The following is a 23,970-nucleotide window of genomic DNA, read 5'->3' on the forward strand; positions in this document are numbered from 1 at the left end:
AGTTTGACGTGAAAAACAAACTAATTCTTGAATATGTAGGGGATTATCCTTCAGGGGAGTCTCCTGACCCGAGTAACAAGGGAATAATCAGCCTGGAGTTCGCGCTCCAACATCATGGCGGATATACATTTGACATGGAACTACCAGACGGCAGCTTCATCCCTGTCTCCCTCGAGGAATTTCGCGGCAAAAATCCTAAAACCACGTTCATTGTCCTCGGGGTTGAATTAATCTACGATGGTCCAGAGGACCTCGCACGTTGGGAAGCCAGGGTTGTTGCCAAGCGCGGGCCTTTTCGGAAAACACCGCTTAGCTAGTCAATGACGTCCTGCGGATCGGATGCTGGGGTCTGTACCTGTGGTGGCACATTAGGCGGAAGAATTCGAGCACCAAGCCTCCACCAGACTGAGGGAATCCTGCGACTCCGCGCCCTTCAGGACGACGGACGGGCCTTGCGCACAGGGTGCTCGCTCAGGATGGACAAGCGGTTGAAGGCGTTGATGCCGATGCACGCCATGCAAAGCACGCTGATCTGCTCCTCCGTGTAGACCTTCCGCGCGCGTGCGAACAGCTCGGGAGTGGGACGGGCAGTGCTCATGCGCGTGATCTGTTCGGCAAGCTCAAGCGCCACCTGTTCGGCCTCGTCGAAGAGCCCCACCTCGCCATGCACCGACACCAGGGAAAGCCGCTGCTCAGTCTCTCCGTAGCCGATGGCGCGGCGGTGATGCAGATCCAGGCAGAAGGCGCAGCCGTTGATCTGCGAAGCCCGGTAGTTCAACAACTCCAGGGTGCGGCGCGGGATCCCAGTCCTGTCCGCCTCGGCAGAGACCTGACCCGCATAGCCGGAGAGGGCCTGATAAAGCCCCGGCTGCTGCTTGTCCAAATAGCCTGCGAGCTTCGGGGTATTTTCACTCATTCGCCGAGCCTATCGGAGAGAGCTACCTAGATGCTGCGCTACTTCACGCAGGGAATGGCACCGCCCTGCAGCGCCCCGGTTGAATCCGCGTAGACGTTGCTTGGGGGTGCAGGCGGAGCGGCTGGCGCTGCAGCCCCTGGGGCGGGTGCCACGGGAGGTGCGGTCGCCGCCGTCGAGGCAGCCGCCGTCGTCGGGGTCGCCGTCGGGGTCGGTGCGGGAGCCGGCGGGACCGGGGTGAGGAGATCCTTGACGGTGGCCCGCACCTGGTTGATGTCCACGGTGTTGATGGAGGCACCATCAGGGGACGTGCCGAAGCCTGTGATCGGCAGGGTGGAGAAGGAGATGTTGCCGCCGGTCAGGGACGTGGCCTGCTGCGCCAGTTCAATGAGGTTCAGCTCGGAATCGACCACGATGTTCTTGCTCACGGCATCCAGGACACCCTGCATTTTCCCAATATCGGTGAAGGTCCCGGCGTCCTTGAGCTGGTGGGAGACCGAGGCAATGAAGGCCTGCTGGCGGCGCTCACGGTCCAGGTCCGAGAACAAGTACGTCGGGTCTGACGTGTCCCGGCGCTGCCGCACGAAGGCCATGGCCTGCTTGGCATTGATCTGCTGCATGCCCGCTTTGAAGTCGGCCCCGGAGAACGTGTCCTGGGTGGCCTTGTTGACGCACACGGTGATGGGCGCAATGGCCTGGGCCGTCTGATAGAACGCCGCCATGGTGACTTCGAGGAAGTGGTCGATGTGGACGCTGCCCAGAAACGAGGTGACGGTGGCGATTTCGGCCTTGCGCCCGGCGTCGCGCGCCGCCTGGTAGGTGGTATCGTCGTCGGGCTTTCCCGCGTTGATCAACGAGGTCTTCTCCGCTGCGAAACCGTAGCCGTACGCCTCTTTGATCTTGGCCTTGAACGGGCCGCTCCCCGGGATGCCGTCCACCTGGACGTAGTCATCCCGGGGAATGGAAATGCCCGTGGCTTTGGAACCGTCCGCGGGGATATGGATGAGCATCAGGACATTGGAGTTGTAACCACCGATATTCTCATCGCCCGCGTGCAGCGCATCGTACATCTCCGGGGGAAGGGGCTTGCCCTTCTCGTCAACCCTTGTATCGAGGCCCATGACCAGGATGTTCGTGTCCTGGGTCAGTTTCGGCAACGCCGCGGGCTGGGTTTTCATGTCCTTCAAGACATCCGAGCGCTGGACGTTGTTGTTGACCGCAACCGCCGTCGCGCCCACATAGGTGACGGCGCTGGCGGCTGCCAGGGCCACGGCGGCGACAACCGCCGTGGCCGAGATCAGGATGATGGATTTACGCCGGGACTTGCGGCGCATGTGGCGAGGGCCCGGCGAGCTTGCCTGGTGTCCATCACTCATGAAATTCTCCTGTCCCCGCTGTTTTGGCGTGGTGGCTGGGTCCGCGACGCGACCAGCGGGTAAGCAGATTGTAGTCGGCCATCCCGGTTATGGCCCCGATGACGCGGGAAACCGTCAACCGCCAAGCGCGAGCTGAACCACCCGGACGATCACCAGGACCATCGCGATCAAGAGATACGTGCGCAGAACCGTCAGGCCGATCCGGTGCCCGGTGGAGAGTTTGGGGGCACTGAGCAGGGCAATCGGGGGCATTCGCCACGTCTGCCGCTGTGACCGGTCGACCGCGTCCGCGCTCGGCGCTGCGGGGTGGATGCTGCGGTAGACCAGGAAAACGGCCCCCGCGACGGCGGAAACGATGCCACCTCCAATGAGGATGCCCAGGATGGCGTCCGAACCCATGTCCGGAAACAACACCCCGGCGGTCAGGACCAAGGAAAGGATCACCAGGACCGCAATCACGGCCGAGGTGAAGAAGTTCATGAACCGTCCGTTCACCCAGGGTCCCAGCACTTGCTTGTCATTGCACAGAAGCAACAGGAACACCGTGGCCGAGGGAAGCAGGACCCCCGCCAGCACCTGGACCCCGACCGTGAGCAAACCCAAAGGGCTGCCCGGGATCAGGACCACAATGGCCGCGAGGAGCAGGACTCCCGCGAACACCGCGTAGAAGCCTTTGGCGTCCGACACTTTGCGGTGCAGGGAGTGCTTGAGCCCCAGGACGTCACCGAGGGCATACGACGTGGAAAGCCCGACGGCGGCAGCCCCGATGATCGAGGCATCGATCAGTGCCAGCGCGAACAGGACACCTGCAACCTTTCCGACGTGCTGTTCCAGGCCGACGGCGACCCCGCCGGCGTCCGTGAAGTTGCCGAACTGTGGGGTACCGGCAAACGTCGCCGCCGTGAAGGAAATGATCGCGGCTGCCCCCACGATGACAATGACGATTCCCAGCCAGAGATCAGCCTTCTCGTACTTCAGGAAGCGAGGGGTGATGCGCTTGTCAATGATGTACGACTGCTGGAAGAACAGTTGCCACGGCGCCACCGTGGTTCCGACGATCCCGATGATCAGCAACGTCACCGTGGACAGGTCCGCGCCTTTGGGCATGCCGGGCACCACGAAGTCATGGGCGACTTGTCCGACGTCGGGATGAACCATGAAGATGATCGGCACAAGCAGCAAGGACCCGGCAACCAGGGTCAGGCAGACACGCTCGAAGCGCTTGAACGAACCAGTGCTTGCCGCGCCCACGATCACCGCGGTGGCCAAGAGGATTCCAGGGACCTTCGGGATGCCCAGGTAGTCCAGGCCCAGGCTGATGCCGATGAATTCGGTGACGATCGTCAGGGCGTTGAGGATGAACAGGTCGATGACGCTGAACGCGCCCCAGAACTTGCCGAACCGCTCCAGGATCAAACGGGCATGCCCCACACCGGAGACCACCCCCAGGCGCAGCACCATTTCCTGGTTCACGTACAGCACCGGGACCAGAAGGAGCAAAGTCCAAAGCAGCGACGTTCCGTAGTTCTGTCCGGCCTCGGTGTAGGTCCCGAAAGCGCCGGCATCATTGTCGCCGACCATGACGATCAGCCCGGGCCCGATGATCGCCAGCAGGGTCTTCAGGCGTGATTTGACGCCCGAACGCGGCCTTTCGTCATTGACGCGGATAGTACCGAAGGCACCCTTGATGTCACCGACATGGGCTGTGTCGAGGGCTGCGGAGGGAGCTGGCAGCGTCTTGGTTTCGGTCATGATGCACCGGCTTTCTGCCCGGAACCGGGCACAAAAAAGTCGTGGACAAGCCTCACCGGGCCAAAAAGGCGTGGCGGGCGTGGGTGGGCGTTGCCAAGTAAAGGGGGCACGTTGCGTGCCGTGTGGATCAAGCTCCGGCTGGGTCAGGCTCCGGCGTGGCGGAATCAGCCAGCGCAGGGTTTCAGGAAGCTGAAACGGTGTCCGGAAAACGGGACGGGAGACTGGGTTTATGACCATCGTTCATGATGGAACCGTCACCTCCTGCTGCCGTTGGACGCGCCGCGGGGAGGGCAGGCATGGGAGCCTGCACATGCCCCTCCTCGTAAGACCTTTGGCACTTCGCGGCGTGAACCCGGCGTTCCGGGAGCCAATCGGGGCCACCCCTTAATGCCGGGGCGGCCTGTCCTGACCCGGGGCGTCTCTCGACGTTGGGGGTCGCTGGCATGTTTCCGCGAAGGAGCCTCAGCTAACGAACGGCACCTTGCGCAATATATATACCTCATTTTATCCGTATGAAACAATATAAGCATGGATGCAGATAACGCCGTGTGCGGCCGGGAGCCGGACAGCCAGTACGTCGAGTTAGCCGTCGAGGTCTTTGCGATGCTCGCCGACGCCACCCGGGTCCGCATCATCCTTGCGCTGCGCGACGGTGAGATGCCCGTCAACCAGCTGGCGGAACTGGTCCACAAATCCCAGGCGGCCGTATCCCAGCATCTGGCCAAATTACGCCTCGGCCGCGTGGTCACCACAAGGCAAGCCGGAACCCGCGTGTACTACCGCCTCGCGAACGAGCACGTCCGCCAGCTCGTCACCGACGCCATCTTCCAGGCCGAGCACTCCCTCGACGGAACACCGCGCCACCACCACTCAGACGTCATGGACGAGGTGTGAGCCGGCCATCTGCAATGGCGAGCCTCACCGGCGTCGTGGTTCAGATCCCGGGCCACGGCAGCTTCACGGTGACGGCGGAAGCAGTGCACATGATCGACGTGTTCGGTGGAACCCTGCACTGCTACCAGGGTTCTGCTGGCTGCCGCAAACAAGGCCTCTACTTCTCCCGGACGGAGCCCAAAAAGTACCTCGAGTGCCTCGTCACCGAACTGCCCGGCCACGAGTCCGCTGCCGGCCTGAACGACGGACGGGAAATGGCGATCAGTGTCAGCCGCGAGCTTGCACCGAAGCTGGACCGTGCGGTTTTGCACTTCGGCAACTACAACAAAATGGAACGGTTTATCTGGCTATCGATGCCCTCAGTCCAAGGACATCCCTGCGTCTGCCGCAGATCCATCGGCGCCCCGGCCGGAAAACGCTCGCCTTGCCTCGATGACTCAGGGGTCGGGCTCAGCGATATCTGAGTTCAGCGGCGCTTGAGCAACACCGCAACCGCGGTCACAATGCACACTACGACGGCGAGGACCCCGGGTCCGGTCACGGCCTGACCGCGCCACGCTTCCCATGATGCGGCTGTCGGCAGAAGCAGCACGGCAGGGATCCCGGCCAGCGCGAGCGCCGCAATGTTGGCTGCCAGGCGTATCCGGCGTCGCGACCGCTCGGGTTTCCCGCGCTTCTGCAGCGGGGTGGGGCGCCAGTCGTCGGCTATTAGCAGGGGTACCCGCCTCACGTAGGCGAAGACGTGCACTGCAAGAGTGGCGAGCCAGGCCAAGAAGCTGACAACGTGCACCCGGACCAGGATCTCCGGGGCAGGTCCGGTGACGGCCAAGGCGATCCCGCTGCCGATCAGCGTGAACGTCGACGCGACGAGCAGCGGAGCGATCACTCGCAGAAGCGGCCGGGGAGGCCCCTTGCGACGGTAGGCGGGATCCCGCGAGTAGTAGCGAATGAACCGCCAGCCGGTGCTGGCCGTCTTGGCCACCACCGGGCCCGCCAGGAGCACGCCAACGAAGAAGTGGGCCACCATCAGGCTGCCCAGGGTCGGGACGGTAGCGATCTCCGCCACCGACAGCACCAGCACCACCGCACCTGTCAGTGCGGTGAGGCGCTCGTTGCCGACGACGCCGGAAGCCTCGCCTCGCGCTCGATCCGTCACGCTTTGACGTCCTGGCGTGGGAAAATGACGGCGCTCACCACAACGAAGACGGCAATCCACAAGAGTGCTGCGCCCAGGGCCGCCGGATAGCCCTGGGGCGGGGCCGGGCCAACCAGGGGCACAGCGGTCCCCACAATGGTGTTGAACACCCGGCCCGGGAACCACTGTGTGACCTGCGGCAATACCACCGCGATGATGCCTTCGACCACCAGGATGTAGGCCAGGGCGATTCCGACGCCGGCCGCGACCGAACGGGTGAGTATGGCGATGAGCATGCCCAGGGCGCTCACCCCGACGAGGCACAGCACCTCATTGCCCAAGAACGCAAGGAAGACCTGCAGACCCTCCGGGGAGGTCCAGGCAGCCGTCTGAATCCCCTGGCCTTGGGCAACCACGAGGATGAATGTGCCGCTGATGAGCAGGGTGAGCAGCATCGAGAGCAGCACGAAAAGCACTAGTGCCAGCATCTTGCCCGCCAACCACCGCAGCCGCCGCGGCTCACAGACCAACAAGTTGCGCAGCGTCCCTTGGGACCATTCCGCGGCGAGATTGGCTGTCACCATCACCAGCGCGATGGCAATGATCAAGGATCGGGCCTGGCCAATGATCGAGACCAATCCCTGGGGTGTGGGGAACGCGGTAATCAGGCCTGCCATCTCGCGCCCCGTGGCTCCGGATGCGATCTGGTGGAACGTCAGATAAGCGATAAAGGTGCTCACCACCAGCATGGCTCCCGCGACCGCCAAAACACTCCAACGGCGGAACTTGGGCACTTCGCTGCGGAACGCACGGATCACGGAAATCATGGGTGGTCTCCCTTTATCAAAGCCAGGAACAGCTGCTCGAGGCTGGCTTCCCGTATCCGGAGGGTCAGGTCCGGCGCGCCGGTTTCCCCGGCCATCCGGTTCAAGGTCTCGGCAAAACCGGCAGGACAAGCGATGCGCAAGACTCCGTCCTCCCTCGTGACCGCATGACCGGCGTCGCCCGCAATCCGGGCCACCACATCCAGCTGGATCGCGTCCTGGGATTCGACAACTACTTCGACGCGTTGAGCCAACAGCTCCCGCGCCGGCCCGCAAAACAGGACCTTCCCTTGATTGAGCATAATCAGCCAGTCAGCGAGCTGTTCCAATTCGCCAAGCAAGTGACTGCTGAGCAGGATGGTCTTCCCTTGGCCGGCCAAGCGGCGCAGCATCTCGCGCATTTCGATGATGCCGAGGGGATCAAGGCCATTGGCTGGCTCGTCGAGAATGAGCAGCTCCGGATCGGGCAGCAGGGCCATCGCCACTCCAAGGCGCTGCTTCATACCCAGCGAATACGTCCCGACACGGTCTCGCGCCCGATCGGAGAGTCCCACCACCTCCAGCAGTTCGGCCACTCGGGATCCGGGATGGCCTCCAAGGCGGGCAAGCACCTCCAAGTTGGTCTGCCCTGAAAGGCCCGGATAAAACGCCGGCGCTTCGACCAGCGCTCCGACGCGCGGCAGGTAGCGTTCGGGTTCCGTGAGGGCGTGGCCCAGGACCGTGGCGCTGCCCGCGTCCGGCCGCACCAGCCCGAGGAGCAGGCGGATGGTAGTCGTCTTGCCTGCCCCATTGGGACCGATGAAACCCGCAATGGCTCCCGCCGGCACACGCATGGTGAGGCCCTCGACGGCGATTTGGCTGCCAAACCGCTTGCTCAGGCCATGTGTTTCAATGGCGGGAACTCGTGCGGGCTCAGAGGAGAGGGACATAGGAAAGAATGTATCTTGAGGTACCGAAGGGAAGTGTCATGACAACGCAATCGGCTCAAACAACCCTGCTCGACCGGACTTTTCGCGTGAGCCTCGTCCTGAAGGGCCTGGACGGTGTTCTGGAACTGATCGGCGGCGTCCTTCTTTTGCTGGTGACGCCCAAACAAATCGGTGATCTGGTCCGGTTCCTCACCCAGCATGAACTCGCCCAGGATCCCCACGACTTCGTGGCGAACAGCTTGGTGCACATGAGCTCGAACCTCTCGGTATCGGCATCAGTGTTCGGCGCGATCTACCTGCTGCTCCATGGCCTGGTAAAAATCGTCCTGGTCTGGGCCGTCCTGAAGGACAAGCTCTGGGCCTACCCGTGGATGATCGCGTTCCTGCTGGTCTTTATCCTTTACCAGGGCTACCGGATCGCCGTGGCCTTCTCCTGGGGCCTTGTCCTCCTGACCGCCTTCGATATTTTCATCGTCTGGATCACCGCCCGCGAATACCGGCTCCACAAGGCACGAAGTCAAGAGTCCTCGGCCACGTCCCAGCCGGCGGACTGAGGTACCGGCCGCAGGTTGAGCACGCGGCCCTGTCACGGGAGGGTCCGGCGTCGGGCTGTGACCATGGACTGAGCTGCCGGCAGGCCGCCGATCAGCAACAAGGCCAGCGCAACAACGCCGACGGCGGTGCGGCCGCCGTCGTGGAAAGCGAACGCGACGACCGTCAGGGGGCTGCTGGCGATCATCGCCCAAGCCGCCCAAAGCGGGATGGCCCCCGCCCGGTACAACCCGATTCCGAACAGCACGTAGGCAACCAAGTGGCAAACAACGTAGACCACCAGATACGTGTTCATGACCGTGTCATTGGTGAACTGATCCAGCAACGCCGCATAAGAACCGCGGTCCCGACGCTGAGCCATGGTGCTCGCGAGATCATCCAAGGCGGCCAAGGCAGAGAAGGGCAGCCAGCCCACCACGCCCAGCAGACCACCGATCGTGGCGAACCACGGCATGCGACGGTAACAGAGGTAGGCGAGGCCGGCAGCTCCAACGGGGAGCAGGAACGAGGCGATCACGAACGCTGCCACGTGCACGGCGTTCGTGACCGGATCAGCCGCCGCATTCGCGTCAATAGTTGAGGCTCCGGAAGTGTGGATGGCCGGGGCTAGCAGCCCGCCAACGAGGTAGCCCAAGGGTCCGCCGACGATCGCAATCGCGAGGACTATCCGCAACACCCGTTCGGTCCCGCGCATCGCCGGGGCGCTCATGGCCGCGAGCCACTGCGTCGATGCGCCCTCAGTGCCCCGAAGATTTCGATCAGCAAACGGACCGCGTGATATCCCACCACAAGGGCAATGATCGCCGCGACGACTGGATCAAGCCAATAAAGGCCCTGCGTCACGTAGATGACGGCACCGGCCAGTGCCACCCCGGCCGCAGCCGCGGCGTCGCCGGCGGTATCAAGAAGGACGGCACGCATGTTCAGGTCGCCGCCGGCTTTGTTGCCGCCGTCGCCGCCGTCGTCGTCACCGCCGAGGATAAGGGCGCCGACGAACATCACGACGGCGGCAATCCCGCTGACGATGAGCACCGGCAGTCCGTGAACTTCGCTGGTGCCGGTGATCAGCCGTCCGGCGGCGCCCGCCAGAATCGCGACGCTCAAGACGAGCAACCAGCCCGCATTTACCCCTGCAGCCCACGTCGTGGCCATTGGGTACCCGTGTGGACGCGTGGGGGTCGGCGGCAGCTTCGACACCCGGACGGCCAACAAGGACACCCCGATAGCGGCAGCATCTGCCAGGTAGTCCGCGCCCTCCGCGAGCACGCCCAACGAATTCGCCGAGATCCCCACGACTACCAACCCGGCCACCAGCACCAGGTTCAAGATCAGGACGACGCTCAGCCGACGTGTACGAGTCACCCCTTCAGGGTAACCATGCGGGACTGCGGGCCCCTTGAAGACCGGCAAGGCTGTGGTCCATCAGCGGTCCCGAAAAAGTTCTACTAATTTTCCTGTTTTTGGGCGCGGGAGGGCCTTTTTGAGCCCATTATTGTCGTACCCCTCTGGAATGCTTTGGTTATGGAGAGGACTCGGGGAACGCAGCTGATCGGGACGGGCACGCCGTCCGGCGGTGCGGCAGCGGGCAGCGCGGCTCCGGTGTCTGGTGCCTGGGTGCGGGACTTGATCGATGCCGTGACCTCATTCCGGCCAGACCTCCCGAACGGCACGGCACCAGTTGACCGCGCCGAACTTATCGACCAGCTGCGCGGCCTGGAGGACTTGAAGTCCGCGGCAGCGGCCGCGCAGGCGAGGATCGCCGTCGCGTTCGATGCCGTCCAGCGCAGCGCCGACGCCGCGGCCGGTGTCCCGGCCGATGAACGCGGACGCGGCGTCGCAGCCCAGGTGGCTTTGGCCCGGCGGGAATCCCCCGCCAAAGGATCCCGGCTCCTCGGACTCGCGAAGGCGCTGGTCACCGAAATGCCGCGCACCCTCGCCGCCTTGGAATCGGGACGGTTGAACGAATGGCGCGCCACCCTGCTGGTGAAGGAAACGGCCTGCCTGTCCGCCGAGGACCGCTGCGCCGTGGATGAGGAACTCGCCGCCGACACCGGCACCTTCGACGGTGCCGGAGACAAAGCCATCCTCGCGGCCGCCCGGGCCGCGGCCTACCGGCGTGACCCCCGCACCGTCACCCAACGCGCCAGCCACGCCGCCACCGAACGGCACGTCAGCCTCCGCCCGGCACCGGACACCATGACCTACCTGACCACGCTGCTTCCCGTCGCCCAAGGCGTGGCCGTGCACGCGGCCCTGTCCCGGCACGCCGACACCCTCCGCAACGCCGGAGAGGACACCCGGTCCCGGGGACAGATCATGGCCGACACCCTCGTCGAACGCACCACCGGCACCCCCGCAGGAATCAGCGGCGTCGAACTCCAGCTCGTCATGACCGACCGCACCCTCTTCCAAAGCGACGCCGAACCAGCCCGGCTCCCCGGCTACGGCATCGTCCCCGCCCGCTGGGCCAGGTCACTGCTCACGGCGGGCGAGCCGGAGAGCGGCCAAGAACTCAAGGTCTGGCTCCGGCGCCTCTACACCGCCCCCGCAACCGGCGAACTGGTCGGAGCCGATTCCCGCGCCCGGCTGTACCCGCCCGGGCTGCGGCGCTTCATCCAGGCCCGCGACGACACCTGCCGCACCCCCTACTGCGACGCACCCATCAGACACATCGACCACATCATCCCCTGGCACCACGGCGGCACCACCAGCCTGGCCAACGGGGCAGGACTCTGCGAAGCCTGCAACCACACCAAAGAACTCCCCGGCTGGACAGCACAAACCCGGACAGCACAAACCGGGACAGCAACAACCAGCCCCGGAACACGGCACGTCCTCGACATCCGCACCCCCACCGGACACCACTACCGATCAACAGCGCCGCCCCTGCCAGGCACCGAGTCATCTGCCACCGTGCCACCACGTTCCAAACACCACCGGAGGCTACTACGCCACCAAGCCAAGGCGCTGAAATACGCCCATCTCACGGAACTCCGAGTCGCTTGAGACTCCAGGCCGCCGTTGCTGCCCGGCTTCCCTGGCTTCGGGGTCCTGGTTTGCCGGCCGAAGTTTTCTGCGGGCCATGCCCTCCAACGCCAAAAGCACGGTGCCAAAAATATCCGCCAGGAAGGTGGATCATCCCGCGGAGAGGGCTGCGGCGTCGGGGACACATCTTCGTTCGCATCGGGCCCGGGCGGCCTCAAGCGCTCTTGCGGCGGCAATCCACCGGACCGTGCCTACAACGGCTGCCCGTGTTCGGGCGCCATCAAACACCACTATGCGGTCTTAGGAACCCTGGGGTTTCATGCGCATGCTGCGCAGGGCGGCTACCGCGAACACGACGGCGAGGGGCAGGGCGACGACGACGGCGCTCAGCCAAGCCCCCGTGCCCTGCCAACCCTGGACGGCGGCGTTGAGGGCCAGGACGCCGGTCCCCGCCGCGGCCAGCAGGAAAGCCGCGGCCGCAAGCGACGGCGCGAGGCCTGCCGGGAGCGCGGCGTCGCGCGGCAGGAGCCGCCAAATAAGCAACAGGACCAGGCCAAGCACCCCGAGGACCACGCGGTATTCGACCACCTCGCCCCAGTGGTGTTCAGCGGCGGCCTGGGCACAGTCGAGGCCAGCGTAAGGAGCCTGCAGAACCGCACACCTCGCGGCCGTGTAGGCCACGCCCGGGAGGTCGCCGGCCACGAAGCCTGCGCCCCAGATCCGGCCGAACAGCTCCGATACGACGCCGCTCACGCCCACGGCGATCGCGCCAACAGCCGCGAGGCCAACCAAAGGGCGCACGAATGCTCGCAAAGGCAGCCTGGCGACGTCGCGAAGTGACGGGCGCAGGACCGGCGTCACGGTGCCGACCGGGCCGAAGCGGCGGACGGCCTCGCGCTCGGCCTCCTCCGGGTCCAAGCCTTGCCCGCGGAGCCGGGCTGCGCATTCGCGCAAATGCGCCTCGGTCTCAGCGAGGAGCCTGCGCGCCGCGGCGGGATCGCCGTCGCGCGCAGCCACGAACAGCTCGCCGAGGTATGCGTCGATGGGCCCCTCGTCGGCCCCGGCGCTGTTCCCCGCGTTCACGATGCCGCCCCAAGAACGCCCCGCACCGCCGCCGAGAAGCCTCTCCACTCCTCCACCTTGCGGGCAAGCTCGGCGTGTCCGGCCCCGGTGAGCGCATAGACGCGACGGCGGCCGCCGTCGTCGTCCGCCCAGCGGCTCGCGACGCACCCCGCCGCCTCGAGCTTGTGCAGCGCGGGGTAGACCGAGCCCTCCTGAAGCTCAATCCGTGCGCCGCTGCGCTCGTGAATGCGCGCGATGAGCGCATAGCCGTGTGCCTCGCCCGCTCCGAGCGAGCTGAGCAGAAGCAGGTCAAGCTGTCCGTTCACTGAACTTCGTCCCATACCTAGAGAGTCTAGGTATGGGACGAAGTGCTGACAAGATCAAAGGACCGGGTTATCCGCGGCTGTATACCCGGACCCCTGCTAGCCCTTGAAGACCGGCGCCCGCTTCTCCTGGAACGCACGGAAACCTTCGGCGTAGTCCTCGGTCTTGCACAGCCGTGCTTGTTCGTCGTTCTCTTCGGACATGGCGGCCCACAAGCCCAGGCGCTGATCGCGGATATGGGCCACGAGCTCCTTGCTGGCCGTGAATGCACCGGTCGCCCCAGCCGCAACCCGCTCCACGATGATCCGGGTGGCCTCCAGCAAGGCGTCGTCCGGCATGACCCGGCTGAACATTCCCTGCGCCACGGCCTCTGCACCGCTGATCAGGTCCGCGGTGTAGATGAGGTCCAAGGTCCGGTGCATGCCCAGGCGTTCCGTGAAGTACCAGTGCCCGCCCGAATCCAAAGTGGCGCCCAGCTTGGCGAACGGCGAACCGAACTTGGCAGTCTCCGCCACGTACACCACGTCCGTGGCCAGCAACAGGCCGAGCCCGACGCCGAGGCACGCGCCGTGCGCTGCCGCGAAGGTCGGTGCCGGGAAGGCTGCCATCTTCTTGAGCAGCGGCTCGACGAGCCCATTCAAGTACGCCTTCGCGTCGTCGCTCTCCGGGGTCACGCCGGCAATGTCACGTCCCGCGCAAAAGGCGCGGCCCTCTCCGCGGAGGAGCAGCGCCCGCACCATCCCGCGGGAGGCGGCGGCAGCGGCGTCGTCGTATGCTCGATCCAGTTCGGCAAGCGCTGCCTCGTCAAGCGAGTTCAGCTTTTCCGGGGCGTTGAGGACAATTTCGGCGATGCCGTTGGCGATGGAGAGCTCGATCATTCGTTTATTCCTTAGACGTCGAAATCGACCGTGACGGATTCACTGGTGGGGTGGGACTGGCAGGTCAGGACGTAGCCCTTGTCCAACTCATCCTGCTCCAAGGCGTAGTTCTCGTCCATGCTGACCGTCCCGGAGACCAGTTTGGCGCGGCACGTGCCGCACACGCCACCTGCGCACGCGAACGGAACATCCGGGCGGACGCGCAAGGCGGCGTTGAGGATGGATTCCCGCGCGTGGGTGGGGCTGGCGACGTCGCCGGTCAAACCATCCAGCGTGAAGGTGATCTTGAACGTGTCCTTCGAGTCGTCCTCCACAACGGGCCGGCCGGCGTTGCCCTCGGGGCGGTCCGGGCGGCCGGTGGTGAAGAGCTCGAAGCGGACGTGCTCGGGCTCAACCCCGCGGGCTGCGAGGGTATCCCGGCACAGCTGGACCAGTTCAAACGGCCCGCACAGGAACCATTCGTCCACGTCCTGCGCGTGGATGGCCGTGCCCAGCAGCTGCTGGAGCTTCTCGGCGTCGATACGGCCCGTCATGAGGGGCGCGATGCGCTGCTCGCGGGACAACACATGGTGCAGCGCCAGTCGCGAGGGGTACTTGTCCTTCAGGTCCGCCAGCTCCTCGAGGAACATGACGTCCATCGCGGCCTTGTTGGCGTAGATCAGGTCGAAGCGCGTCTCCGGGTTCGCGGCCAGCAGCGTGCGGGCGATCGCGATCACCGGGGTGATGCCCGAGCCCGCGGCGATGGCCACGAAAGAACCGGCGTCGCCGAACTCCCCTGCCATGTTCTCCGGATTGTTCATGGAGTTCATGACATTCTGCTGGACAGTCTTGCCGTCCTTGCCATGTTTCGAAATGAACGCGCCCATCGGGCTCATGACATCCAGGGTGTCGCCGGCCTTGAGCTCCGCGTTCGCCCAGGTGGAGAAGATGCCGCCCAGGTCCTTCTTGATCGCCACGCGGATCTCGCTGCTTCCGTCCGCGAAGCTGCGCGGCTCTGCGCAGATGGAGTAGCTGCGGCGAACCTCGTGGGGCTCACCACTCTCGTCCGGAAGCGTGGTCCGGAGCGCCACATACTGGCCGGGAAGGTAGTCATACTGGCCTGCAAGTTCCGCCGGAACATCGAACGTGACCTCGATGGCGTCTTCAGTCAGGCGGCGGACTTCCGAAACGCTCAGGAAATGAAAAGACGCACGACGGCGGCCGGTGGCCTGCGCTTGTTCGGCTGCGGTCTGGCGGACAACGGGCATGTCGGATTCCTTACAGGACTTTGAAGTAGTCGAACGGTTCCTTGCAGTCCTGGCAGACGAAGAGCGCCTTGCAGGACGTGGAACCAAAGCGGGTGAGTTCCTTGGTGTTCAGCGACGAACACTGGGGGCATTTCACGGCGAGGTTGAGCCGCACTTTGCCGGCATGTCCCCCGGCTGCTGCCCTTCCGGACGGCGGCGCGATGCCGTATTCCTGCAGCTTGGCCTTGCCGCGCTCAGTCATCCAGTCCGTGGTCCAGGCCGGAGCCAGGACGAGCTCGACGTAGACGCTCGGGTAGCCCTCTTTGTGGAACGCGGTCTTGAGGTCGTCGCGGATGGCGTCCATCGCGGGGCAGCCCGAGTAGGTCGGCGTAATGGTGACCTGGACCGCGGGGACCAGCCCGCCGTCGTCGAACAATTGGACGTTGCGGAGGATCCCCAGATCTTCGATGGTGAGGACGGGAATCTCGGGATCGCAGACCGTGGCGGCAATCCCCCAGGCCTTTTGCTCGGCGGTTTGCTTGGCCTGGGTTGGTGTCTCGTGAACGAACATGTCCACCGTCACCAGCTTGCGCCGGGGTGTTCGCGGGCCAGCACCTGCATCTCGGCCAGCAAGTAACCCAAGTGCTCGGAATGCTTGCCCTGGCGGCCGCCGCCCAAGGATTGCGGGATACGTTCGAGGGCGAGTTCGTCGTCGAGGCCGGCTTCGCTCAGGATTTCTCCGGTGAGCTGGTCGAAGTCCGCGCGGAGGCTGGAGGGCTGCACGCCTGCTCCGCTTTCCGCGAGGCGCCCCGTGAGCTCGTCGTCTTCGAAGAGTTCTTCGACGTAGGGCCAGACGAGCTTGAACGCCCGAACGATACGACGGCGGGACTCTTCCGTGCCGCCGGCAAGCCGGAGGACCCACTGTGCGCTGTGGTCGCGGTGGTAGTCGACCTCTTTGAGTGCCTTCGCGGCGATGGCCGCGATGGTGGCATCTGTGGATCTGGTCAGCCGCTTGTAGAGCTCGAACTGGTAGTGGCTCACGATGAATTGCCGGGCGATGGTGACGGCGAAGTCCCCGTTCGGCTGCTCGAACAGGTGCGCTGAGCGGAACTCGTGCTCCCGGCGGAAGTACGCCAGATCGTCCTCGGACTTGTCCCATGCCGCGCCGGCGTAGGTCAGGAAGGAACGGGCGTGGCCGAGCTGGTCGAGGGCGATGTTGCCCAGGGCGACGTCTTCCTCGAGCTCAGGAGCCCGGGAGATCCAGTGCCCCAGGCGCTGGGCGAGGATCAGTCCGTCGTCGCCGATGCGCAGGGCGTATTCCGCGACGTCGTCGCTCGGCTTGACTTGTCCCCTGCGGATTTCGAGGGCAATGTCCTCGGGGCGCAAGGCGTTTCCGGGGGTGATGCGCGTGGCGCTTGCGGAACCGTCTCCGGAAGCACCTGCGCCCTTGACGCCGACGGAGATGTCGCCGTGGCCTTCGATGGAGAAGTCTTTGTTTTCGTTTTCGTTTACGGGGGCGGTCACAGGTGCTTCACGCCTTCGCTCTTGGTGTAATACGTCGCATGGCGGTAGTCCTTGCCCTGCGGGGACTCGAAGAAGGAGCCCTTGGAGTCCGGGTCACTCGAGGAAATAGCGTCGGCCGGAACCACCCAGATGGACACGCCTTCGTTACGGCGGGTGTACAGGTCGCGGGCGTTGCGCAGCGCCATCGCCGCGTCGGGTGCGTGCAAGGATCCAGCGTGGACGTGCGACAGGCCGCGGCTGGAGCGGACGAAGACTTCCCAGAGGCTCCAGGGGGTCTCGTGGGGTTCGTTGGCCTGGTTCGCCTCTGGCGTGGCTGGGGTGCTCATGCTGCGTATTCCTTCTCTGCTTGCTTGCGGGCGTACTCGGCGGCCGCTTCGCGGACCCAGGCGCCGTCGTCGTGCGCTTCACGGCGGCGCTCAAGCCGCTGCGCGTTGCAGGGACCCTTCCCGGCGAGAACGTCTTTGAACTCGTTCCAGTCGAGGGGGCCGTGCTCCCATTTCTTGGTTTCTTCGTTGAAACGGATGTCCTTGTCCGGGAGCGTGAGGCCCAGGACCTTGACCTGTTCCACCATCATGCCGACGAAGCGGCTGCGGAGCTCGTCGTTGCTGAACCGCTTGATGTTCCAGGCCATGGACTGCTTGGAGTTGGGCGAATCATCGTCGGGTGGGCCGAACATCATCAGCGCCGGCGCGTACCAGCGGTTGACGGCATCCTGGGCCATCGCCTTCTGGGCGGGCGTCCCGTTGGACAGTTCAAGGAGGATCTCGAAACCCTGGCGCTGGTGGAACGACTCTTCCTTGCAGATGCGCACCATTGCGCGTCCGTAGGGGCCGTAAGAAGCACGGCACAGGGGAACCTGGTTGCAGATCGCGGCACCGTCCACCAACCAGCCGATCGCACCCATGTCCGCCCAGGAAACCGCGGGGTAGTTGAAGATGGACGAGTACCGGGCCTTGCCGGCGATCAAGTCGCTGGTCATCTTGTCCCTGCTCTGGCCGAGGGTCTCCGCGGCCGAGTAGAGATACAGGCCGTGGCCCGCCTCATCCTGGACCTTGGCCATGAGGATGGCCTTGCGCTTGAGGCTCGGAGCCCGGGTGATCCAGTTGGCTTCCGGCTGCATTCCGATGATCTCCGAGTGCGCGTGCTGCGAGATCTGGCGGAGCAGGGTCTTGCGGTAGGCCTCCGGCATCCAGTCGCGGGGTTCGATGCGCGAATCCTCGGAGATGATGCGGTCAAAGTACGCCTGACCGGCCTGTTCCCGCTCAAGCTCTTCGGGGGACAGCTCAGCGGGCACAGACTGCAGATTCTGCGATGCCATGGTTGCTCCTAAATATTTACCGACCGTTCGTTCAGAATATGCGGAAGGCGCGAGATGCGTCAAGCGTTCGGGTCGCTCGGGGGCGTCAACCCAACGCCCGCTCACCTATACAGCCCCCTCCCCCAACGCCCGCTCACGTATATGGCTCACTTCCCCGACGCCCGCTCACATATATGGCAAAACGCCGGAACGCCCGCTCACATCAAGTGAGCGAGCGTCGGCGGAAAACGCCTCAAAGGTGAGCGAGCGTCTGAGGGGAACGGCACACAAGGCGTGACGACGGCGAAACGGGACTGCCGCCGTCGGGCGCCAAGGCATTGTTCCCAGCGCATCAGCCCGGACGCTCGCTCAGATATGGGGCCAAATGCCGGAACGCCCGCTCACAAAAAGTGAGCGAGCGTCGTCGGAAAACAGCCTAAAGGTGAGCGAGCGTCCGGGGAGGCTAGGCGCTTAGGCTGACGCCGACGCCGGGACGAAGGCGGGTCGCGGCGTCAGTTGCTTCCGCGCCCAGCGGGCCAGCTTCTTGCCTTTGCCTTTCCACCAGCTGTCCTCGTCCTTGTCCTGGTGCCAGCGGAAGATGATCATCACGATCACGAAAACGCCCATGACCACGTCGGTCCAATTCCATTGGATTGCCTTCGCCAGGACGCTGACGCCCATGACGAGAATCGACGGCACCGCCAGGGTCCTGAAGATGGTGTTGGCGACGTAACGTCGATGCGATCGAGGCACGGACACGGCACGGACCATGTCGAAACACACGCACACCACCACCATTGCCTGGCCGAAGTCCATCAGGATCAGCCCGGGCAACGACCCGGCGAACATCGCTGCCGCGCTCAACGGACTGCCTCCGTCGCTTTGGAACTGACTGTGAGACGCGGGAAGGGCACAACGGAATTGCAGAAAGCACACATACGGATAACCCCCAGAGACCAGGAACTGCGTTTGAGACCAACTGAGTTCCATTGAATCGGCTGCCTCTAGGGCCGGTCACGAGTAGTGGGTACTCTAATTTGCCCGGTCGGCTACTTGCACGGCTGGCCGCTACCCGGTCCGGGATCCGGCCTTGCGGTGCCGGCTTAGTACAGCGCCGGCACGTCTGCCTGGGACGGCTCCTGCGGCGGTCCAGCCGGCAGTGCCACCGTGAAAGTGCTTCCGCTGCCGGGCTCGCTGCGGCAGGAGATGCTGCCTCCGTGTCGCTCGACGATGGACTTGGTGATGGACAGCCCGAGGCCGACGCCGGGAATCGCGGCCTGACGGGCGGCGTTTGTCCGGAAGAACCGGGTGAAGATCCTGGCCGACTCGTCAGTGGTCATGCCCATTCCCGTATCTTTCACTTCAAGCCGGACCCAACCGTCGTTCCGCTCCGCCCTGACGGTCACCAGTCCGCCACCGGGCGAATACTTGATGGCGTTGGACACCAGATTGTCCAAGGCCTGTCCCAGCCTCAAGGGGTCGGCGTTTGCCCACAGGGGTGCAGGAACGTCGGCGACGAGGCCCACGTGGGCAGCGTCGGCCTGTGCGCGTGCAGAAACCAGGCTGTTTTCGACCAACCCTGCCAAATCCGTGCGCCTCAGATGTACGCTCTCTACTGCCGCGGCCGACGAGAGCAGGTCCTCCACCAGGGCCCGGAGCCGCTCGGCATTCCGCTCCGCAATTTCCAATCCAAGCCTTGTTGCTGGTTGGAGTTCCTGGGCGCCGCGCAGCACAAGATCGATGTTGCCCAAGATCGATGTGAGCGGAGAACCGAATTCGTGCGAAACGTTGGCAACCAATTCGTCTTTGGCGGCAAGGGCATCGACAACATCCGTCACGTCTTTGAAAACGATCACCGCACCGCCAAACCCGTCGTCGACGTCGCTCTTCATACCCCGCGCGGCGGTTGAGATGACCCGTTGGTCGGTTCCGGCGCCGAACCAAAGGAGATAGTCGGAGAATGTTTCCCCTTGAACGGCTCTCCGAACGGGGCCCTTTTCAAGCGGAATCGGCGTCCGCCTGTCCTGGCCAAAAACGAGCCAGTCCCGTTCCGCGGGACCCCGCGAGCCTCCCGCGGGCATCGCCATCTTGAGGAACGCCTTTTGTTGATTGTTGATCAGGAGGGTTTCGCCCTTCGAATCGACGGCGACAATTCCGACGTCGATCGTGTCCAGGATCGTCTTGAGCAGCGTTTCCCGCTCCCGGCTGGCAGCCAACAATTGCCGCAGGGACTGGTCGCGCTGGCTTACCCGCCGTTGCTGGAGACGGGCATTGGAGCCAGCCAAGCGAATGGACACTGCCATTGCGAACATCATCAGCGGTAATAGCAGTACGGAAGAAATGTCCGACGGCGTGGGACGTGGCAAGTGCGTAACCACTGGCGGAAACGCAATGACAAAAGGACCCACAAAACTGAGGACCAGGCTTGTCTTCGAAAGCATGCCTGAGGCAGACAACCAGATCACGGGAAAGATAGCCAAAGTGATGAGGCCCGGTATTGCGCTGAAAGCGCCGTTTCGGGTGAACCAGAGGGCGACAAAATCCAAAACGGGGATTGCCAGGCCCGCGCTCGGCGACAATCGCTCCCAGGGAACCAGCAGGCAGCCAAGGAACAGCGCCCCATGAAGGAAAACCCCGGTAACAAACAGCCAATTCTGGATTAACCCTGGCCAAACAGTTGGGGCTGCGATCGCAAGGCCGGCGACGATGAGCGTTAGTGGTAATTCGCAGACAGCCAGGCGGGCACGAGGTGTGAGTTTTCGGAAGAAACGGGCGGCCGCGCGGAAAAATGGCTGCTCACTCAAAGTCAAGACCCTTCCTTGGAGAATCGCGAACCAATTACCGCTCCGCGCGCTTCCCGAAGGAAGCACCCGGAGCCCACTATTCCCCCAAGGAACCACAATACGACGGCCCAAACCATCCAACTGGAAGTTCGAAGCATGCGCTTAATCCACATATTAGATGCCAGATGGCTTCAATGCTTGTATCGTGAGTATTTGGGTGGCATTTACCGCATTGCGCTGGGCTGTGCGGCGATGTGCACCCTCGAGGATGTTCTATGAGCGAGCCTGGGGTAGCTGTAGTCATTGAGGATGACGAAGACGTGCGAAATCTGGTCGACGCCATCCTTAAAGAAGCTGGATTTGTGGTGCACTCTGCCGCCACCGGACGCGAAGGCGTGGAGGTCGTGCGGGACCACCACGCCACCGTGGTGACGCTCGACGTCGGGCTTCCCGATATGGACGGCCACGAGGTCCTGCGTCGGATTCGGCAATTCAGCGACGCATATGTGGTGATGCTGACGGCCAGGCGCGACGAGCCGGACACGTTAACCGCGTTCCTGACCGGCGCAGACGACTACGTCAAGAAGCCGTTCCTGCCGCGTGAATTGCGGGCCCGGGTCACGGCCATGATGCGGCGGCCCCGCGCGGACGGCAGGCTTGCGTTGCTGGAGGAGGATCGCTCTGGTTCGGTGCCCGACGGCGGTGCTAACGCCGGCGCTGTTTCGAGAGGCGCCGACGGCGGCTCTGCCGGCGTCGACCATGCAGTGATCAAGCACAATGGCTTGGCACTGAACCACAAATCACGCACGGTGACGCTTCAAGGTTCAGCCGTGACGTTGACGCGAAGCGAGTTCGATCTGCTTCTCGACTTGCTTCGGGCCAATGGCGAGGTGCGCACCCGGGCTGACCTGGTGCGGGCGGCGCGCGGTGAGTACTATGACGACGATGCGTACATCAGCGACGCCGACGAACGGGCCGTTGAGACCCACATCGGGAACCTCCGCCGAAAGCTTCGTGAAGATCCACAATCGCCGCGCTTTTTACAGACTGTCCGAGGAGTCGGCTATCGCCTGACGCCGAAAAGTTCGGATTAAGCTGCGGCCGTCAATCGTTCCTGAGTACGTAGCTGTCCTTGAGTTCCTGGACCGTTAGGTGCCCGCATTCTGCAACTTCCTTGAGGAGCGGCCTGGCTTCACGCAGTTCGCTCTTTCGAATGCGTTCCTCCAGTTGCGCTGCAAGTACCGCGAGGCGGACGCCGCCAACCATGATGGAAGAGGTCCTGAGGCTAAGGACCGCGTTCAGGGCTGCGGCCATGTCGCCGCGCTCGACGGCGGTTGCCAGGATTTCGTATCGCTTCGCCCAGAGTTTCGCGAAGTCGCCGGCGAACGTTCGCGCGATCAGCGGATTGTCCACTTGATCTTCCAGGAGTTGGAATTCAGCCAGGTCCAGAATGGGAAGTTCGATAAGCGGGACGATTGGCAGCGCAGCGGAGCCCCCGACCGAACCCGTATGGCTGGGGTCTGAGTCCTCGTTGACCTCGCTTGAACCTGAACTGAACATAGCCCAATGCTACTTTCTGAATTCCGGAAAAAACCGAACTTATGCCTATCTTAAGGAAATCTTAGGCCTTTCTTGATTTAAATCCTTTTCATCCAGCACACCCATTCGGAGAATGTGATATTGCGCTTACCCTCCGCTGAAGGTGGCTATAGCGTTGATGACGGCCGGTCCCAGGATGGCGATGAACAACACAGGGAAGATGAAGAGCAGAAGCGGGAAGAGAACCATCACCGGAAGCTTCATCGCCTTCTCTTCTGCACGTTGCCGGCGCTTAACCCTCATAACCTTCGCCTGGACCCTGAGGACCCGGCTGATGGCAATGCCGTAAGTGTCCGCCTGGATCACGGCCTGTACAAAGCTCCGGAGCTCCGGAACGTTGGTTCGTTCGGCGAGGGCGAGATAGGACTCGCGGCGGCTCCTTCCGACCTGCATGTCCTGCAGCGTCCGCACCAACTCCTCGGCCAGCGGCCCCTTCCCGTTTTCTCCGGCCCGGGCCATTGCTCCTTCAAAACCGAGGCCAGCCTCCACCGAAATCAGCATTTGGTCCATGGTATTTGCGAGTTCCAATTGCATGGCCTTTTGGCGCTCTTGCCCTTTGCTGTACAGCATTAGGTCCGGGATAAAGTATCCGAGTAATACGACAAATATCCCTACGAGCTTAAGGATTCCGCTTGAGCTGTTGGCACTGATGAGAAACCCAAAAAGTGCGCCGAACAATCCGAGCAGGGGTTTGGCAGCGAGGACGCGCCCCAAAGGGAGCGACGGCGGGCGGCCGGCCAGCGAGAGCAGCCGGTCCAGTTTCTGGACGTAGCCGCCGGGGGTCAAACGGTAGCCAATGAGCTCGAGTGCACTGCCACGACTTTGTGGACCAGCTTCGGCAATGGCTGCGCCTTGGGTCAAAAGATCCCGGACGGCACGTTGGGCTTTGCGGTCAACCGACAGGAATGACCAGGCGAGGTAGGCGATAGGCAGAGGAACCAGGACGAGGGAGATTAGAAGAGAGGGATTCACTCGTCACCTCAAAACTTCAAGTCGATGATCTTGCGCATCCAGAGACCGCCGATCGTCATGAGAATGACTGACAAGCCGATCATTCCCCACCCAAGCGGCTGGGTGAACATCACGTTCATGTAGCCGGGGTTGACAAGCAAGAGCATGGTGACGATGCCGAAGGGAAGCGCCATCAGGATGTATCCCGAGAACTTCCCTTCCGCGGCCAAGGATTTGATGTGTCCCTTGATCTCGCTGCGTTCGCGTATGGTCTCGTTGACTTGGTCCAGGACCTCCGCAAGGTTTCCACCCACCTCGCGGTTGATTTGGATGGCTTGCGCTATCCACACGAAGTCCTCGCTCCGCATCCGCTCCGCTGTGTCGTTCAGCGATGCCTCAAGATCACGGCCAAGGCTTGTCTCTGTAATGATCCGGCGCATTTCCTCGGACGTCGGGCTGGCAGATTCCGTGGCGGCAGCATCGATGGCGCGGAGGATGCTGTGCCCGGCCCGCAGGCCGCCAGCCAGTAGTTGGAGCGTGTCCCCCAGCTGCTCATCGAATTTGGCGCGCCTTTTGCCGGCCAGGGAGCTCAAGATGACCCGCGCTACGAGGGGCGCCGGGAGAAAGAACAGGAAGGCCACCAACGGACCGCCGATGACCAGACCGATCAAGGCACCCACGAATGCACCGACAATGACAAGGATGAAGAAATCCGCCTGGCTCATTCGCAGCCCGGCATTCTCCAGTTGTTCACGGTTGAAGAGCCGGACATTGCGCCTGGTCAACACCCCGTGGACTGCGTCGGCGGCAGAGCCTGCAAAACGCGTCAGCTGGGAGCCGGAGCCTATGTGGTAGGGCCGGCGTCGATCGAACGGAACTTCCGGAGTTTTCGGCAGGATCACGGCCACGCCGAGGAGCAGGATGGCTGAAAACATCAGGGCCATTCCGGTCAAGAGCATCATTTTC

27 protein-coding genes and 1 riboswitch are annotated in these 23,970 nt (G+C 63.6%); of the genes, 6 read left to right on the top strand and 21 right to left on the bottom strand.

Annotated elements, in window-relative coordinates:
- The first annotated feature begins 8 nt into the window (after positions 1–8).
- A complete protein-coding gene (locus tag OIT41_RS16425) occupies positions 9–317 on the top strand; it encodes a hypothetical protein (RefSeq protein ID WP_264636866.1) in 309 nt (102 codons plus the stop codon).
- 116 nt (positions 318–433) lie between these two features.
- Here OIT41_RS16425 and OIT41_RS16430 read toward each other — a convergent pair whose 3' ends face one another.
- The 3 genes from OIT41_RS16430 to OIT41_RS16440 form a co-directional block, all read right to left on the bottom strand.
- Entirely contained in the window at positions 434–916 is a 483-nt protein-coding gene (locus OIT41_RS16430; RefSeq protein ID WP_264636867.1) for a carboxymuconolactone decarboxylase family protein, read from the bottom strand.
- A 38-nt stretch (positions 917–954) separates the two neighbouring features.
- Positions 955–2,289, bottom strand: a complete 1,335-nt coding sequence (locus OIT41_RS16435; RefSeq protein ID WP_264636868.1) for an LCP family protein — start codon at positions 2,287–2,289, stop codon at positions 955–957.
- Positions 2,290–2,403: 114 nt separating this feature from the next.
- Positions 2,404–4,041: an NRAMP family divalent metal transporter gene (locus OIT41_RS16440; RefSeq protein WP_264636869.1), complete on the bottom strand. Its 1,638-nt coding sequence runs from the start codon at positions 4,039–4,041 to the stop codon at positions 2,404–2,406.
- 309 nt (positions 4,042–4,350) lie between these two features.
- Positions 4,351–4,522: riboswitch (M-box (ykoK) riboswitch) on the bottom strand.
- Positions 4,523–4,569: 47 nt separating this feature from the next.
- On the opposite strand from OIT41_RS16440, the gene OIT41_RS16445 reads away from it, so the two are divergent.
- Positions 4,570–4,935: an ArsR/SmtB family transcription factor gene (locus OIT41_RS16445; RefSeq protein WP_264636870.1), complete on the top strand. Its 366-nt coding sequence runs from the start codon at positions 4,570–4,572 to the stop codon at positions 4,933–4,935.
- The gene (locus tag OIT41_RS16450; protein WP_264636871.1) at positions 4,932–5,399 is read left to right on the top strand and encodes a peptidase; all 468 of its coding nucleotides are present in this window, start codon (positions 4,932–4,934) and stop codon (positions 5,397–5,399) included. The genes OIT41_RS16445 and OIT41_RS16450 overlap by 4 nt, the downstream gene beginning before the upstream one ends.
- 2 nt (positions 5,400–5,401) lie before the next feature.
- Here the strand turns inward: OIT41_RS16450 and OIT41_RS16455 are convergent, their stop codons facing one another.
- From OIT41_RS16455 to OIT41_RS16465, 3 genes are read right to left on the bottom strand one after another with little or no spacing between them, the layout of a single operon-like run.
- Complete coding sequence (locus OIT41_RS16455; protein WP_264636872.1) at positions 5,402–6,091, bottom strand: hypothetical protein; 690 nt, start codon at positions 6,089–6,091, stop codon at positions 5,402–5,404.
- Complete coding sequence (locus OIT41_RS16460; RefSeq protein WP_264636873.1) at positions 6,088–6,897, bottom strand: ABC transporter permease; 810 nt, start codon at positions 6,895–6,897, stop codon at positions 6,088–6,090. Before OIT41_RS16460 ends, OIT41_RS16455 begins: the two co-directional genes overlap by 4 nt.
- A complete protein-coding gene (locus OIT41_RS16465; protein ID WP_264636874.1) occupies positions 6,894–7,823 on the bottom strand; it encodes an ABC transporter ATP-binding protein in 930 nt (309 codons plus the stop codon). Before OIT41_RS16465 ends, OIT41_RS16460 begins: the two co-directional genes overlap by 4 nt.
- Before the next feature lie 38 nt (positions 7,824–7,861).
- Between OIT41_RS16465 and OIT41_RS16470 the strand changes: the two genes are divergently transcribed.
- Complete coding sequence (locus tag OIT41_RS16470) at positions 7,862–8,377, top strand: DUF2127 domain-containing protein (protein WP_264636875.1); 516 nt, start codon at positions 7,862–7,864, stop codon at positions 8,375–8,377.
- A gap of 32 nt (positions 8,378–8,409) precedes the next feature.
- Here OIT41_RS16470 and OIT41_RS16475 read toward each other — a convergent pair whose 3' ends face one another.
- Both OIT41_RS16475 and OIT41_RS16480 read right to left on the bottom strand, forming a co-directional pair.
- Positions 8,410–9,084, bottom strand: coding sequence for a hypothetical protein (locus tag OIT41_RS16475; protein WP_264636876.1), 675 nt, complete (start codon positions 9,082–9,084; stop codon positions 8,410–8,412).
- Entirely contained in the window at positions 9,081–9,737 is a 657-nt protein-coding gene (locus OIT41_RS16480) for a cation diffusion facilitator family transporter (protein WP_264636877.1), read from the bottom strand. Before OIT41_RS16480 ends, OIT41_RS16475 begins: the two co-directional genes overlap by 4 nt.
- Positions 9,738–9,896: 159 nt before the next feature.
- Here OIT41_RS16480 and OIT41_RS16485 point away from each other — a divergent pair, with 159 nt between their 5' ends.
- Positions 9,897–11,381, top strand: coding sequence for an HNH endonuclease (locus OIT41_RS16485; protein ID WP_264636878.1), 1,485 nt, complete (start codon positions 9,897–9,899; stop codon positions 11,379–11,381).
- A 279-nt stretch (positions 11,382–11,660) separates the two neighbouring features.
- Here the strand turns inward: OIT41_RS16485 and OIT41_RS16490 are convergent, their stop codons facing one another.
- The 10 genes from OIT41_RS16490 to OIT41_RS16535 form a co-directional block, all read right to left on the bottom strand.
- The gene (locus tag OIT41_RS16490; RefSeq protein WP_264636879.1) at positions 11,661–12,491 is read right to left on the bottom strand and encodes a permease prefix domain 1-containing protein; all 831 of its coding nucleotides are present in this window, start codon (positions 12,489–12,491) and stop codon (positions 11,661–11,663) included.
- Entirely contained in the window at positions 12,440–12,763 is a 324-nt protein-coding gene (locus tag OIT41_RS16495) for a PadR family transcriptional regulator (protein WP_241709365.1), read from the bottom strand. Before OIT41_RS16495 ends, OIT41_RS16490 begins: the two co-directional genes overlap by 52 nt.
- Before the next feature lie 81 nt (positions 12,764–12,844).
- Positions 12,845–13,624 carry an enoyl-CoA hydratase/isomerase family protein gene (locus OIT41_RS16500; RefSeq protein WP_078107741.1) on the bottom strand — a complete coding sequence of 260 codons (780 nt, stop codon included), beginning with the start codon at positions 13,622–13,624 and terminating at the stop codon, positions 12,845–12,847.
- An 11-nt stretch (positions 13,625–13,635) separates the two neighbouring features.
- Positions 13,636–14,871, bottom strand: coding sequence for a 1,2-phenylacetyl-CoA epoxidase subunit PaaE (gene paaE, locus OIT41_RS16505; RefSeq protein WP_264636880.1), 1,236 nt, complete (start codon positions 14,869–14,871; stop codon positions 13,636–13,638).
- Positions 14,872–14,881: 10 nt separating this feature from the next.
- Positions 14,882–15,421 (bottom strand): 1,2-phenylacetyl-CoA epoxidase subunit PaaD, encoded by a 540-nt coding sequence (gene paaD / locus OIT41_RS16510; RefSeq protein ID WP_264637981.1) that lies wholly within the window; start codon positions 15,419–15,421, stop codon positions 14,882–14,884.
- An 8-nt stretch (positions 15,422–15,429) separates the two neighbouring features.
- The gene (paaC, locus tag OIT41_RS16515; protein WP_264636881.1) at positions 15,430–16,374 is read right to left on the bottom strand and encodes a 1,2-phenylacetyl-CoA epoxidase subunit PaaC; all 945 of its coding nucleotides are present in this window, start codon (positions 16,372–16,374) and stop codon (positions 15,430–15,432) included.
- Entirely contained in the window at positions 16,371–16,700 is a 330-nt protein-coding gene (gene paaB, locus OIT41_RS16520; protein WP_241709361.1) for a 1,2-phenylacetyl-CoA epoxidase subunit PaaB, read from the bottom strand. The genes paaC and paaB overlap by 4 nt, the downstream gene beginning before the upstream one ends.
- Entirely contained in the window at positions 16,697–17,692 is a 996-nt protein-coding gene (paaA, locus tag OIT41_RS16525; RefSeq protein ID WP_078107737.1) for a 1,2-phenylacetyl-CoA epoxidase subunit PaaA, read from the bottom strand. The genes paaB and paaA overlap by 4 nt, the downstream gene beginning before the upstream one ends.
- A gap of 450 nt (positions 17,693–18,142) precedes the next feature.
- The gene (locus tag OIT41_RS16530) at positions 18,143–18,535 is read right to left on the bottom strand and encodes a hypothetical protein (protein ID WP_308196806.1); all 393 of its coding nucleotides are present in this window, start codon (positions 18,533–18,535) and stop codon (positions 18,143–18,145) included.
- 239 nt (positions 18,536–18,774) lie between these two features.
- Positions 18,775–19,974, bottom strand: coding sequence for a HAMP domain-containing sensor histidine kinase (locus OIT41_RS16535; protein WP_319801828.1), 1,200 nt, complete (start codon positions 19,972–19,974; stop codon positions 18,775–18,777).
- Positions 19,975–20,729: 755 nt separating this feature from the next.
- On the opposite strand from OIT41_RS16535, the gene OIT41_RS16540 reads away from it, so the two are divergent.
- Positions 20,730–21,548 (top strand): response regulator transcription factor, encoded by an 819-nt coding sequence (locus OIT41_RS16540; RefSeq protein WP_241709359.1) that lies wholly within the window; start codon positions 20,730–20,732, stop codon positions 21,546–21,548.
- A gap of 10 nt (positions 21,549–21,558) precedes the next feature.
- On the opposite strand, the gene OIT41_RS16545 is transcribed toward OIT41_RS16540, so the two are convergent.
- The 3 genes from OIT41_RS16545 to OIT41_RS16555 form a co-directional block, all read right to left on the bottom strand.
- Positions 21,559–22,014 carry an Hpt domain-containing protein gene (locus tag OIT41_RS16545; RefSeq protein WP_264636883.1) on the bottom strand — a complete coding sequence of 152 codons (456 nt, stop codon included), beginning with the start codon at positions 22,012–22,014 and terminating at the stop codon, positions 21,559–21,561.
- A 126-nt stretch (positions 22,015–22,140) separates the two neighbouring features.
- Complete coding sequence (locus tag OIT41_RS16550; RefSeq protein WP_078107734.1) at positions 22,141–23,025, bottom strand: type II secretion system F family protein; 885 nt, start codon at positions 23,023–23,025, stop codon at positions 22,141–22,143.
- An 8-nt stretch (positions 23,026–23,033) separates the two neighbouring features.
- Positions 23,034–23,966: a type II secretion system F family protein gene (locus tag OIT41_RS16555; protein ID WP_264636884.1), complete on the bottom strand. Its 933-nt coding sequence runs from the start codon at positions 23,964–23,966 to the stop codon at positions 23,034–23,036.
- Between the last annotated feature and the right edge of the window lie 4 nt (positions 23,967–23,970).

The sequence above is a fragment of the Arthrobacter sp. YA7-1 genome (genome assembly GCF_025960325.1).
GTDB lineage: Bacteria > Actinomycetota > Actinomycetes > Actinomycetales > Micrococcaceae > Arthrobacter > Arthrobacter bambusae_A.

What these genes read in the sequence shown, in the direction of transcription:
- OIT41_RS16430 (WP_264636867.1), bottom strand. Translation starts at nt 916, where the DNA reads ATGAGTGAAAATACCCCGAAGCTCGCAGGCTATTTGGACAAGCAGCAG.
- OIT41_RS16435 (WP_264636868.1), bottom strand. Translation starts at nt 2,289, where the DNA reads ATGAGTGATGGACACCAGGCAAGCTCGCCGGGCCCTCGCCACATGCGC.
- OIT41_RS16440 (WP_264636869.1), bottom strand. Translation starts at nt 4,041, where the DNA reads ATGACCGAAACCAAGACGCTGCCAGCTCCCTCCGCAGCCCTCGACACA.
- OIT41_RS16445 (WP_264636870.1), top strand. Translation starts at nt 4,570, where the DNA reads ATGGATGCAGATAACGCCGTGTGCGGCCGGGAGCCGGACAGCCAGTAC.
- OIT41_RS16460 (WP_264636873.1), bottom strand. Translation starts at nt 6,897, where the DNA reads ATGATTTCCGTGATCCGTGCGTTCCGCAGCGAAGTGCCCAAGTTCCGC.
- OIT41_RS16465 (WP_264636874.1), bottom strand. Translation starts at nt 7,823, where the DNA reads ATGTCCCTCTCCTCTGAGCCCGCACGAGTTCCCGCCATTGAAACACAT.
- OIT41_RS16470 (WP_264636875.1), top strand. Translation starts at nt 7,862, where the DNA reads ATGACAACGCAATCGGCTCAAACAACCCTGCTCGACCGGACTTTTCGC.
- OIT41_RS16475 (WP_264636876.1), bottom strand. Translation starts at nt 9,084, where the DNA reads ATGAGCGCCCCGGCGATGCGCGGGACCGAACGGGTGTTGCGGATAGTC.
- OIT41_RS16485 (WP_264636878.1), top strand. Translation starts at nt 9,897, where the DNA reads ATGGAGAGGACTCGGGGAACGCAGCTGATCGGGACGGGCACGCCGTCC.
- OIT41_RS16495 (WP_241709365.1), bottom strand. Translation starts at nt 12,763, where the DNA reads ATGGGACGAAGTTCAGTGAACGGACAGCTTGACCTGCTTCTGCTCAGC.
- OIT41_RS16500 (WP_078107741.1), bottom strand. Translation starts at nt 13,624, where the DNA reads ATGATCGAGCTCTCCATCGCCAACGGCATCGCCGAAATTGTCCTCAAC.
- paaE (WP_264636880.1), bottom strand. Translation starts at nt 14,871, where the DNA reads ATGCCCGTTGTCCGCCAGACCGCAGCCGAACAAGCGCAGGCCACCGGC.
- paaD (WP_264637981.1), bottom strand. Translation starts at nt 15,421, where the DNA reads ATGTTCGTTCACGAGACACCAACCCAGGCCAAGCAAACCGCCGAGCAA.
- paaB (WP_241709361.1), bottom strand. Translation starts at nt 16,700, where the DNA reads ATGAGCACCCCAGCCACGCCAGAGGCGAACCAGGCCAACGAACCCCAC.
- paaA (WP_078107737.1), bottom strand. Translation starts at nt 17,692, where the DNA reads ATGGCATCGCAGAATCTGCAGTCTGTGCCCGCTGAGCTGTCCCCCGAA.
- OIT41_RS16535 (WP_319801828.1), bottom strand. Translation starts at nt 19,974, where the DNA reads ATGGCAGTGTCCATTCGCTTGGCTGGCTCCAATGCCCGTCTCCAGCAA.
- OIT41_RS16540 (WP_241709359.1), top strand. Translation starts at nt 20,730, where the DNA reads ATGAGCGAGCCTGGGGTAGCTGTAGTCATTGAGGATGACGAAGACGTG.
- OIT41_RS16545 (WP_264636883.1), bottom strand. Translation starts at nt 22,014, where the DNA reads ATGTTCAGTTCAGGTTCAAGCGAGGTCAACGAGGACTCAGACCCCAGC.
- OIT41_RS16555 (WP_264636884.1), bottom strand. Translation starts at nt 23,966, where the DNA reads ATGATGCTCTTGACCGGAATGGCCCTGATGTTTTCAGCCATCCTGCTC.